The following is an 11110-nucleotide window of genomic DNA, read 5'->3' as shown; positions in this document are numbered from 1 at the left end:
TATCCGCCAGCGATCGCTGGGTTTTTCGCCGCGCGCGAAGCTGGCGATCAACTGGTCGCGCGACTCGATGATGGCGCTCTTGGCTGTGCTCGCGGTCTTGGTGCTCATGAACCGCGCCTTACGCGCGCGGAAGCGTCCACGCCATAGGCTGAATCAACGCCAGTCGCCCGTGGCCGCCATCCAGAGGGACACCGCCGCCGCCGCCGCCGTGTCGGCGCGCAGGATACGGGGACCAAGACCGATGCCGATGGCGGCGGGGTGTGCGCGGATCGCCTCGCGCTCTTCGGCGTCGAAGCCGCCTTCGGGGCCGATCAGGATCGCCGCGGGGCCGTGATGGGCTCGCATTGCTTCCAGTGCGGGCACGCCGCCGGTCTCGTCGGCGAAGAACAGCGCGCGCTCTCCGGGCCAGTCGCGCAAGCACGCCGCCAGCTTCACCGGCTCGGCCACTTCCGGCAAGGCGGTGCGGCCGCATTGTTCGGCCGCCTCGATCATGTGGGCGCGTAGGCGTTCGGTATTGGGCTTGTCGACCACGGTGCGGCGGGTGACGACGGGGACCAGCCTTGCCACGCCCAGTTCACAGGCTTTTTCGGCCAGCCAGTCGACCCGGCCCTTTTTCAGCGGCGCGGCGCACAGCCACAGATCGGGCACCGCCTCCCGCTCGCGAAGCCGTTCGGTGACGTCCAGCGTCAGGTCGCGCTTGCCGACCGAGGCGGCGACGCCCAGCCACTCGCCGGTGCGGTCGTCGAACAGCTTGACCGGATCGCCGACCTTGGTGCGCATCACCGACACCAGATAATGCGCCGCCGGACCATCGATACGGATCGGCCCTTCGGCCAGGGGTTGGTCGACGAACAGGCGGGGCGTGGATTGCGGCGGCCAGGCGGGGGTAGCGGGCATGGGCTTGGCTTACACGGGTCACGCGACACTTGCCACTTTTGCGGCTTCGGGTGTTTCTTCCCCCAAAGGAGGCACCGATGGGCAAACATTACCAAGAGGAACTGGAGTCGCTGCAACTCGCGCTGGTGCGCACCCAGATGGCGATGGCGGGATCGGACGAGCGCGTGGTGATCGTGCTGGAAGGCCGCGACGGGGCGGGCAAGGACGGCACGATCAAGCGGATCACCGAGCATCTCTCGGTCCGTGCCACCCGCGTGGTCGCGCTGCCCAAGCCGTCCGATCGCGAACGGACCCAATGGTATTTCCAGCGTTATGCCACGCACCTGCCCGCCGCGGGCGAGATCGTGATCTTCAACCGCAGCTGGTACAATCGGGCGGGCGTCGAGGTGGTAATGGGCTTCTCCACCGCCACCGAGCAGGAGGCATTCCTGCGCGACGCGCCCGATTTCGAGCGGATGCTGGTCGAAAGCGGCATCCGGCTGGTCAAGATCTGGCTCGACATCTCGAAGAAGGAACAGGAAGAACGGCTGGAAGCGCGGCGCACCGATCCGCTCAAGGCGCTGAAGGTGTCCGACATGGACAAGGTGGCGCAGGCCAAATGGGCCGATTATTCGGCGGCGCGCGACACGATGCTGACCCGCACCCACACCCCCTTCGCGCCCTGGCATGTCGTGCGCGCCGATGACAAGAAGGATGCCCGGATCGCGATCATCCGCCATATCCTGCACGCCATCGCCCCGGCCGCCATCGCCGACGACGTGAAGGCGCCCGACCCGGAGATCCTGTTTCCCTTCGACATGGCGGCGCTGGAGGACGGGCGGCTGGCCAAATAGGGTTACGGTTGCATTAGGCAAATCTTCATGGGGGCGGGGATAGCGTGCGCGCAAATCCCCAGCGTCGAGGACCGCCCAGGATGTTGCCCCCTGCCCCCCGTATCGCCGCGACCCTGATCGTCCGCAACGAGGAACGCTGCCTGGCACGCTGCCTGGAGAGCGTCGCGCCGTTCGTGGATCGCATGGTGGTGCTCGATACCGGATCGACCGACCGGACCGTCGCCATCGCCAGGGCGGCGGGGGCGGAGGTACATCACCTGCCCTGGCCGGACGATTTCGCCGAGGCGCGCAACCATGTGCTGGCCTGCGCCGATGCCGATTGGAACCTGATGCTCGATGCCGATGAATGGATCAGCGCGGGCGGCGAGCAGCTCCGTCGCTGGTGCGCCGGGCCGCCGCGGCTGGGATCGGTCTGTATCGAGAACGAAACGGAGGGCAGTGCCCAACCGACGCGCAGCTGGATTCCCCGCCTGTTGCCGCGCGGTATCTATTATGAGGGGCGCATCCACGAACAGGTCGTCTCTGCTCTGCCGATCACCCCCAGCCCGATCCATGTCGGGCATGACGGCTATCTCGCGGCGCAGAAGGCCAGGAAGATCGACCGAAACTACCAGCTGTTGCAGCGCGAACTCGCCGAGCGGCCGGACAATCCCTATCTGATGTTCCAATTCGGCATGGAAGCGCAGGCGCGGCGCGATCTTCCGACCGCCTGCGACTATCTGCAACGCGCGCTGGCGACCGCGCCGCACGATGCCGGTTGGCGGCATCCGCTGGTGACGAGCGCGATGACGCTGATGGCCTATATGGGGCGGCGCGACGAGGCGCTGGCGCTGGCCGATGCCGAATTCCCGCATTGGCAGCATTCGCCCGACTATTTCTGCGTGCTGGGGGACATATTGTTCGATCAGGCGCTGGCCGACCCCGAACAGGCGATCGACCATTGGCTGCCGCTGGCGCAAGCGGCATGGGAACGCTGTCTCGCGATCGGCGAGCGACCCGATCTGGACGGAAGCGTCGCCGGACGCGGCAGCTATCTGGCGCAGCAGAGCCTCGATATCGTGCAGTCGCAACTGGCGACGCTGGCCGCCTGAGATCAGTGTCTTAGGGCATTCTTTACGATCGCTGTGCCTCAAGGCGTACCATGTCTCCACCCGTATCGATCGCCGCGACCCTGATCGTCCGAAACGAGGCGCGCTGCCTGGCGCGTTGCCTGGAGAGCGTCGCGCCCTGGGTCGACAAGATGGTGGTCCTCGATACCGGATCGACCGACGATACGGTGGCCATCGCGCAGGCCGCGGGGGCCGAAGTGCATCACCTGCCCTGGCCGGACAGTTTTTCGATCGCGCGCAATCATGTTCTCGACCTAGCCGACAGCGACTGGGCGCTGATGCTCGACGCCGACGAATGGCTGGTCGCGGGCGGCGAAGCCTTGCGGCAATGGTGCGATGGCCCGGCACGGCTGGGGCGGGTGTGCATCCATAACCTGCATGACGATGGCGAGACGGCGACGCGCAGCTGGATCACCCGACTGATCCCGCGCGGCGCGCGTTACGAGGGTCGGGTGCACGAGCAGGTGGCATCACCGCTGCCGCGCCTTCCCCTGCCGGTGCATGTCGCGCATGACGGCTATCTGGCCGCGCAGATCTCCCCCAAGCAGACGCGCAACCACGCCCTGTTGCTGCGCGATCTGGCCGAGCAGCCGGACGATCCGTATCTCCATTACCAGATCGCCCGCGACGCCCGGATGCGCGACGATCTGGACGCGGCCTGCATCCATTTCGCACGGGCCCTGGCGCTGACCCCGGCGGAGGCGAACTGGCGGCACGAGCTGGTCGTCACCGCGATCACGGTCCTGACAAAGGCGGGGCGGCTGGACGAGGCGCTGGCGCTGGCCGACGGGGAAATGCCGCATTGGCCCGAATCGCCGGACTTCTTCTTCGTGCTGGGCGACCTGTTGCTCGACCGGGCCATGGCCGATCCGGACCATGCAATCGGGCATTGGCTGCCGCTGGCGGAGGGGGCATGGCAACGCTGTCTGGCGATCGGCGAGCGCCCCGATCTGGAAGGCGGCGTGTCGGGGCGCGGCAGCCATCTGGCGCAGCATAATCTGGACGTCCTCCGCTCACAGCTGGCGATGCTCGCGGCCTAGCGCCGCCGCCGGATCGCCCACCACATCACGCCCAGCACGACGCCGACGAGCAGGACCACGCCCCCGACCATCCCGGCGACGCGCAGGATCGCCCAGAACAGCGCCTCGACGAAACGGCCGACCGCGACCGACAGGCCGATCATGACGCGAGGCTATGGCGGGAAGACACGGACCGACGATAGCGGGGAACGCCCTTGCGCGCCACGGGTCGCGGTCATAGGCCGCATGCCATGACCATCGAGCCCATGACCGTCGAGATCGTACCCGATAGCGAGCATAAGGGACTGGTCGGGCGCCTGCCGCCCCGGCTTCGCGGGCTGGCATTGCTGGCCCGGTTCGACCGGCCGATCGGCTGGTGGCTGCTGTTCTGGCCCGGCGTCTGGGCGATCGCGCTGGCGGGCGGGCTGCCGGATCGCTGGCCGCTGGTCCTGTGGTTCCTGCTCGGCTCGGTCGCGATGCGCGGCGCGGGCTGCGTGTTCAACGACATCGTCGACCGCGATCTGGATGCCCAGGTCGCGCGGACACGGGCGCGGCCGATCCCGTCGGGGCTGGTGTCGGTGAAGCTGGCGGCGATCTGGCTGGTCGCGCTGTGTCTGATCGGCCTTGTCGTGCTCGTCCAGTTGCGGCCGTTCGCGGCGATCGTCGCGGTGGCCAGCCTGGCGCCGGTCGCGGCCTATCCCTTCATGAAGCGGATCACTTGGTGGCCGCAGGCATGGCTGGGCATGGTGTTCAGCTGGGCTGCGCTGGTCGGCTGGGCCGAGGTGGCGGGGGAACTCTCCGCGCCGCTATGGCTGCTTTATGCGGGATCGATCGCCTGGGTGATCGGCTATGACACCATCTACGCGCTGCAGGACCGCGAGGACGATGCGCTGATCGGGGTCCGCTCGTCTGCGCTGCGCATGGGGGCGCATGTGAAGCCGGGGGTCGGGGCGTTCTACCTCGCGGCGGTGCTGTGCTGGGCTGGGGCGATATGGCTGGTGCGGCCCGATCCGCTGGCGGTCGCGGCGCTGGTGCCGGTGGCGCTGCATCTGGGCTGGCAGGTCGTGACGCTGAATCCGGACGATGGCGCGGGGGCGTTGTATCGCTTCCGGTCGAATCGCTTTGCCGGTTTGCTGATGGCGCTGGCCTGCGCGGTGGTGGGTTCGTCCCTGTAATCCTCCCCGGTACGGGGAAGATTGTTGACCTGTCGCAACGCATTGGCGGGTTGTCGCGTTTCGGAAACTCCGCCACACCAAGGGTCGATGACCGTAGCCACGCCCGCCACCCGCTCGCTTGCCGAAAGCCATCGTTCGATCGTCATTCCGGAAGGGGCGTCCTTCCTGCGGCGGTTGTTCGCCTTTGCCGGACCCGGTTATCTGGTCGCGGTCGGCTATATGGACCCCGGCAACTGGGCGACCGACATCGCGGGCGGATCGGCCTATGGCTATGCGCTCCTCTCGGTCATCCTGCTCTCCAACATCATGGCGATGATCCTGCAGGCGTTGTCGGCGCGGCTGGGCATTGCCGCCGGTCTGGATCTGGCGCAGGCGTGCCGGGCGGCTTACTCCAAGCCCGTCTCGCGCATCCTGTGGTTGCTCTGCGAGATCGCGATCATCGCGTGCGACCTGGCCGAGGTGCTGGGCACCGCCATCGCGCTGCAACTGCTGTTCGACCTGCCGCTGGTCTGGGGCGTGCTCATCACCGGGCTGGACGTCTTCCTGATCCTCGCGCTCCAGCGCTACGGCTTCCGCAAGGTCGAGGCGTTCATCATCGCGCTCCTCCTGATCATCGGCGGCTGTTTCCTCTATGAGCTGATCGCCTCGCGCCCCGACCCCGGCGCGGTGATGGCGGGCTTCATCCCGACGACTCGCATCGTGACCGATCCGGCGATGCTCTACATCGCGATCGGCATCCTGGGCGCGACGGTGATGCCGCATAACCTCTATCTGCATTCCTCGGTGGTGCAGACCCGTGCCTTCGACCAGTCGGAGAACGGCAAGCGCGATGCGATCAGGATGGCGACGATCGACAGCACGGTTGCCTTGTTCTTCGCCTTCTTCATCAACGCGGCGATCCTGATCGTCGCCGCCGCCACCTTCCATGTCGCCGGACGCACCGATGTCGCCGAGATCGACCAGGCCTATCGCCTGCTCGCCCCGATGCTGGGTGCGGGCGCGGCGAGCGTCGTGTTCGGCGTGGCGCTGCTCGCCTCGGGCCAGAACTCGACCGTCACGGGGACGCTCGCCGGGCAGATCGTGATGGAGGGGTTCCTCGACCTGCGGCTCGCCCCCTGGCTGCGGCGGCTGATCACGCGCGGGCTGGCGATCGTCCCCGCCGTGCTGGTCGTCGGCGCCAGCGGTCAGGCGGGCGCGACGAAGCTGCTGGTCCTCAGCCAAGTGATCCTCAGCCTCCAGCTTCCCTTCGCGGTCGTTCCGCTGGTCCGCTTCACCGCGAACAAGGGGATGATGGGACCCTTTGCCAGCCCCGCCTGGCTGCGCATCCTGGCCTGGATCATTGCGGCGATCATCATCGGCCTTAACCTGACCTTGTTATGGGGTCTGGCAACGGGCTGATCTCGTTTTCGCAGTTGCGAAGGAATGCCGCGTGACTTCACCCCTTGCGCGGTTAATCTGGACGCGACTGGATCGACAGGGACGCCCGAATCAATGACGACCACCATCACCACCCTGCATGTCGACGACACCGGGCCGCTGGCCGACGCCATCGTCGACACGCTGGTGCACCGGATCGGCAAGGACGCCGCCAATGCGCGACGCCACGACTGGCTGGCCGCGACCATCCTGACCGTCCGCAACGACATCATCGAGCGCTGGATGGCCTCCACCCGCGAGGCGCATGCGGCGGGCGCCAAGCGGGTCTATTATCTCAGCCTGGAGTTCCTGATCGGTCGGCTGTTGCGCGACGCACTGTCGAACATGGGGGTGATGGCGCAGGTGGCGGGGGCGCTCCAGTCGCTGGGCGTCGATCTTGCCGAACTGGAAGAGATCGAACCCGATGCGGCGCTCGGCAATGGCGGCCTGGGGCGGCTGGCGGCGTGTTTCATGGAAAGCCTCGCCAGCCTCGACCTGCCCGCCTATGGCTATGGCATCCGCTATGTGAACGGCATGTTCCGCCAGCGCATCGACGATGGCTGGCAGGTCGAGCTGCCCGAAACCTGGCTGAGCCATGGCAATCCCTGGGAATTCGAGCGGCGTGAGAGCGCCTATTTCGTCGGCTTCGGCGGCGAGGTGATCGGGACCGAGAGCGGTGCGGTCCACTGGAAACCCGCCGAGGCGGTTGAGGCGGTGGCGGTCGACACGCCCGTCGTCGGCTGGCGCGGCAAGCGGGTCAACACGCTGCGGCTATGGACCGCACAGGCGATCGACCCCATCCGGCTCGATCGCTTCAACGCGGGCGACTATACCGGCGCGCTGGCCGGACAGCTGGCGGCGGAGACGCTGGTCCGCGTCCTCTATCCCTCCGACAGTTCGCCCGCGGGGCAGGAATTGCGGCTGCGGCAGGAATATTTCTTCTCCTCCGCCTCGCTTCAGGACATCGTCCGGCGGCATATCCAGTATTTCAAGGATATCCGCACCCTGCCCGACAAGGCGGCGATCCAGTTGAACGACACCCATCCGGCGGTGTCTGTCGCCGAGTTGATGCGGTTGCTGATCGATCATCACGATCTGGGTTTCGACGAGGCGTGGGATATTACCCGGCGCACCTTCGGCTATACCAACCACACCCTTCTGCCCGAGGCGCTGGAGAGCTGGCCGCTGCACCTGTTCGAGCGGCTGCTGCCGCGTCACATGCAGCTGATCTATGCGATCAACGCCAAGCTGCTGCGCGAGGCCCGTGGCCTGGAGGGTATCGACGACCGCGCCATCGCCGCGATCAGCCTGATCGACGAGGGCGGCGAGCGGCGGGTGCGTATGGCGAACCTGGCCTTTGCGGGCAGCCACAGCGTCAATGGCGTGGCCGCGCTGCACACCGAGCTGATGAAGAAGACGGTCTTTGCCGACCTGCATCGCCTCTATCCGACGCGGATCAACAACAAGACCAACGGCATCACCCCGCGCCGCTGGTTGCAGCAATGCAATCCGCAACTGACCGCGCTGATCCGCGAGGCGATCGGACCGGGTTTCGAGGATGACGCGGAAAAATTGATAGCGCTCACGGAATTTGCGCAGGACGCGAATTTCAGGGAACGCTTTCTCAGCATCAAACGTTCCAACAAGGTGGGGCTGGCAAATTATCTCCGGGAATCGAGCGGGCTGCGCATAGACCCCGATGCGCTGTTCGACGTCCAGATCAAACGCATCCACGAATATAAGCGCCAGTTGCTCAACATCATCGAGACGGTGGCGCTGTACGACCAGATCCGCAGCCATCCCGAGCGCGACTGGACGCCGCGCGTCAAGCTGTTCGCGGGCAAGGCGGCTTCGAGCTATCACAATGCCAAGCTGGTCATCAAACTGGCCAATGACGTGGCCCGCCGGATCAATTCGGACCCGAGCGTCGGCCATCTGCTGAAGGTCGGGTTCATCCCCAACTACAATGTCAGCCTGGCCGAGAAGATCATCCCCGCCGCCGATCTGTCCGAACAGATTTCGACCGCGGGCATGGAGGCGTCGGGCACCGGCAACATGAAGTTCGCGCTCAACGGCGCACTGACCATCGGCACCCTCGACGGCGCCAATGTCGAGATCAAGGAACATGTCGGCGACGATCATATCGTCATCTTCGGCCTGACCGCCGACGAGGTCGCCGAAAAGCGCCGCGACGGGTACAACCCGCGCGAAGTGATCGAGGGCAGCCCGGAACTGCGCCAGGCCGTCTCCGCCATCGCCTCGGGCGTGTTCTCGCCCGACGATCCCGGCCGCTACGCCGGGCTGATGGGCGGGCTGTACGATGGCGACTGGTTCATGGTCGCCGCCGATTTCGACGCCTACACCGCCGCGCAGCGCAGCGTCGACACCCGCTGGCAGGACCAGGCGGGCTGGGCGACCTCGGCCATCCACAATGTCGCGAAAGTCGGATGGTTCTCCTCCGATCGCACCATTCGGCAATATGCCGAGGAAATCTGGAACGTGATGTGAAGCCACCCCGTGCCGCTCTGGATGCCCTGATCGAGGGCCGCAACGCCGATCCCTTCGCGTTGCTGGGACCTCATGAAGGACCGGGCGGCACGTTCCTGCGGGCGCTGGTGCCGGGTGCGGAGGAGGTCACGGCCTTCGACCTGTCCGGCACGACACTGGGCGATTTGCAGAGCGTCGATGCGCGCGGCCTGTTCGAGGGAGCCGTCAAAGGCCCTGCCCAGCCGGTGAAGTACCGCGCGCGGGGTCACGGCGCGGAGTGGTGGATCACCGATCCGTACAGCTTCGGCCCGGTCCTCGGCCCCCTCGACGACTTCCTGATGGGCGAAGGCAATCACTTCCGCCTCTATGACAAGATGGGCGCGCACCTGATCGAGCATCAGGGCGTGGGGGGAGTCCACTTCGCCGTCTGGGCCCCCAATGCGGAGCGGGTCGCGGTAGTCGGCGACTTCAACGACTGGAACCCCGGCCGCCATGTCATGCGGCGACGGCTGGATGTCGGCGTGTGGGAAATCTTCATCCCCGATATCGGCGAGGGCCGCGCCTACAAGTTCGCCATCACCGGCCCGCATGGCGCGGAACAGCCGATGAAGGCCGACCCCTTCGCCTTTGCCGCCGAACTTCGCCCCAAGACCGCCTCGGTCACGACCGCCCCGCCCGCTCATGTCTGGCAGGACGCCCCGCACCGCGAGCATTGGTCGAAGATCGACCCGCGCCGGGTGCCGATCAGCATCTATGAGGTCCATGCCGGGTCATGGGACCGCGACGAGAATGGCTGGTATCTCAGCTGGGATGCGCTGGCCGACCGGTTGATCCCCTATGTGGTCGAGATGGGGTTCACCCATATCGAATTCCTGCCCATCTCCGAGCACCCCTACGACCCCAGCTGGGGCTATCAGACGACCGGGCTCTATGCCCCGTCGGCACGCTTCGGCGATGTCGAGGGGTTTTCGCGCTTCGTCGACGGCGCCCACCGCGCCGGAGTGGGCGTCATCCTCGACTGGGTGCCCGCGCACTTCCCCACCGACGCGCATGGCCTGTCGCATTTCGACGGCACCGCCCTCTACGAGCATGAGGACCCGCGCCAGGGTTTCCACCCCGACTGGAACACCGCCATCTATAATTTCGGGCGGCGCGAGGTGGCGAGCTTCCTGGTCAACAACGCGCTGTTCTGGCCCGAGCGCTATCATATCGACGGCATCCGCGTGGATGCGGTCGCCTCGATGCTCTATCGCGATTACAGCCGCAAGGACGGCGAGTGGGTGCCCAACGAGCAGGGCGGCCGCGAGAATTGGGAGGCGGTCGAGTTCCTCCGCCAGGTCAACCGCCAGGTCTATGGCCAGCATCCCGGCGTCTTCACCGTCGCCGAGGAGTCCACCGCGTGGCCGGGCGTCTCGGCACCCGCGCATGACGGCGGGCTGGGCTTCGGCTTCAAGTGGAACATGGGCTTCATGCACGACACGCTCCAGTACATGGCGCGCGAACCCGTGCATCGGCGGCACCATCATGGCGAGATCCTGTTCGGCCTGCATTACGCCTTTGACGAGAATTTCGTCCTGCCGCTCAGCCATGACGAAGTGGTCCACGGCAAGGGCAGCCTGCTGACCAAGATGGCGGGCGACGACTGGCAGAAATTCGCCAATCTTCGCGCCTATTACGCCTTCATGTGGGCCTATCCGGGCAAGAAGCTGCTCTTCATGGGCCAGGAATTCGCCCAGCGCGAGGAATGGTCGGAAGATCGTCCGCTCGACTGGCATCTGCGGTGCAGCCATGCGCATGAGGGCGTCCGCTCGCTGGTTCGTGACCTCAACCATCTGTACCGTGACACGCCCGCGCTTCATGCCCGCGACTGCGAGCGCGAAGGCTTCGAATGGCTGGTCGCCGACGACAGCGCGCAATCGGTCTTCGCCTGGCTGCGCAAGGCACCGGGTGAAAAGCCGGTCGCGGTCATCGCCAACATGACGCCGGTCGCCCGCGCGCCCTATCGCCTGCCGCTGCCGCATGACGGCCGCTGGACCGAGGTGCTGAACTCCGACGCCAGCCAATATTGGGGCTCGGGGCTGGGCAATATGGGCGGTGTGGATGCGCATGACGGCGCGGCCTGGGTGACGCTGCCGCCGCTGGCCACCGTCATGCTGCGCTTCGACGGCTGATCT

9 protein-coding genes are annotated in these 11110 nt (G+C 66.5%); 7 read left to right on the top strand and 2 right to left on the bottom strand.

Annotated features, from left to right (window positions below; genetic code table 11):
• Positions 1-153 precede the first annotated feature (153 nt).
• On the bottom strand, positions 154-897 hold the full coding sequence (locus NS355_RS13115) for a 16S rRNA (uracil(1498)-N(3))-methyltransferase (protein ID WP_058746129.1): 744 nt from the start codon (positions 895-897) through the stop codon (positions 154-156).
• Between the two features lie 77 nt (positions 898-974).
• Here NS355_RS13115 and ppk2 point away from each other — a divergent pair, with 77 nt between their 5' ends.
• The 3 genes from ppk2 to NS355_RS13100 all read left to right on the top strand — a co-directional run bounded on the left by ppk2 (position 975) and on the right by NS355_RS13100 (position 3879).
• Positions 975-1730 carry a polyphosphate kinase 2 gene (gene ppk2, locus NS355_RS13110; protein WP_058746128.1) on the top strand — a complete coding sequence of 252 codons (756 nt, stop codon included), beginning with the start codon at positions 975-977 and terminating at the stop codon, positions 1728-1730.
• 80 nt (positions 1731-1810) lie between these two features.
• Positions 1811-2821, top strand: a complete 1011-nt coding sequence (locus NS355_RS13105; RefSeq protein WP_209445087.1) for a glycosyltransferase family 2 protein — start codon at positions 1811-1813, stop codon at positions 2819-2821.
• Positions 2822-2871: 50 nt separating this feature from the next.
• Complete coding sequence (locus NS355_RS13100; RefSeq protein ID WP_058746126.1) at positions 2872-3879, top strand: glycosyltransferase family 2 protein; 1008 nt, start codon at positions 2872-2874, stop codon at positions 3877-3879.
• Here NS355_RS13100 and NS355_RS19040 read toward each other — a convergent pair.
• Entirely contained in the window at positions 3876-4022 is a 147-nt protein-coding gene (locus NS355_RS19040) for a hypothetical protein (RefSeq protein WP_167345453.1), read from the bottom strand. The genes NS355_RS13100 and NS355_RS19040 overlap by 4 nt on opposite strands.
• Before the next feature lie 102 nt (positions 4023-4124).
• On the opposite strand from NS355_RS19040, the gene ubiA reads away from it, so the two are divergent.
• The 4 genes from ubiA to glgB all read left to right on the top strand — a co-directional run bounded on the left by ubiA (position 4125) and on the right by glgB (position 11107).
• Positions 4125-5033, top strand: a complete 909-nt coding sequence (gene ubiA, locus NS355_RS13095; protein WP_153008217.1) for a 4-hydroxybenzoate octaprenyltransferase — start codon at positions 4125-4127, stop codon at positions 5031-5033.
• An 87-nt stretch (positions 5034-5120) separates the two neighbouring features.
• A complete protein-coding gene (locus tag NS355_RS13090) occupies positions 5121-6431 on the top strand; it encodes an Nramp family divalent metal transporter (protein WP_058746124.1) in 1311 nt (436 codons plus the stop codon).
• Between the two features lie 93 nt (positions 6432-6524).
• The gene (locus tag NS355_RS13085) at positions 6525-8957 is read left to right on the top strand and encodes a glycogen/starch/alpha-glucan phosphorylase (protein ID WP_084787926.1); all 2433 of its coding nucleotides are present in this window, start codon (positions 6525-6527) and stop codon (positions 8955-8957) included.
• Positions 8954-11107 (top strand): 1,4-alpha-glucan branching protein GlgB, encoded by a 2154-nt coding sequence (glgB, locus tag NS355_RS13080; RefSeq protein WP_058746123.1) that lies wholly within the window; start codon positions 8954-8956, stop codon positions 11105-11107. Before NS355_RS13085 ends, glgB begins: the two co-directional genes overlap by 4 nt.
• The last annotated feature ends 3 nt before the right edge of the window (positions 11108-11110 follow it).

Source organism: Sphingomonas yabuuchiae (assembly GCF_001477495.1).
GTDB lineage: Bacteria > Pseudomonadota > Alphaproteobacteria > Sphingomonadales > Sphingomonadaceae > Sphingomonas > Sphingomonas yabuuchiae_A.
This window is presented reverse-complemented; position numbering and strand designations above follow the sequence as displayed.

Excerpts from the sequence above, each read along its gene's own strand:
- NS355_RS13105 (WP_209445087.1), top strand. The coding sequence starts at position 1,811 with ATGTTGCCCCCTGCCCCCCGTATCGCCGCGACCCTGATCGTCCGCAAC.
- NS355_RS13090 (WP_058746124.1), top strand. The coding sequence starts at position 5,121 with ATGACCGTAGCCACGCCCGCCACCCGCTCGCTTGCCGAAAGCCATCGT.
- NS355_RS13100 (WP_058746126.1), top strand. The coding sequence starts at position 2,872 with ATGTCTCCACCCGTATCGATCGCCGCGACCCTGATCGTCCGAAACGAG.
- NS355_RS13115 (WP_058746129.1), bottom strand. The coding sequence starts at position 897 with ATGCCCGCTACCCCCGCCTGGCCGCCGCAATCCACGCCCCGCCTGTTC.
- NS355_RS19040 (WP_167345453.1), bottom strand. The coding sequence starts at position 4,022 with ATGATCGGCCTGTCGGTCGCGGTCGGCCGTTTCGTCGAGGCGCTGTTC.
- NS355_RS13085 (WP_084787926.1), top strand. The coding sequence starts at position 6,525 with ATGACGACCACCATCACCACCCTGCATGTCGACGACACCGGGCCGCTG.
- ppk2 (WP_058746128.1), top strand. The coding sequence starts at position 975 with ATGGGCAAACATTACCAAGAGGAACTGGAGTCGCTGCAACTCGCGCTG.
- ubiA (WP_153008217.1), top strand. The coding sequence starts at position 4,125 with ATGACCGTCGAGATCGTACCCGATAGCGAGCATAAGGGACTGGTCGGG.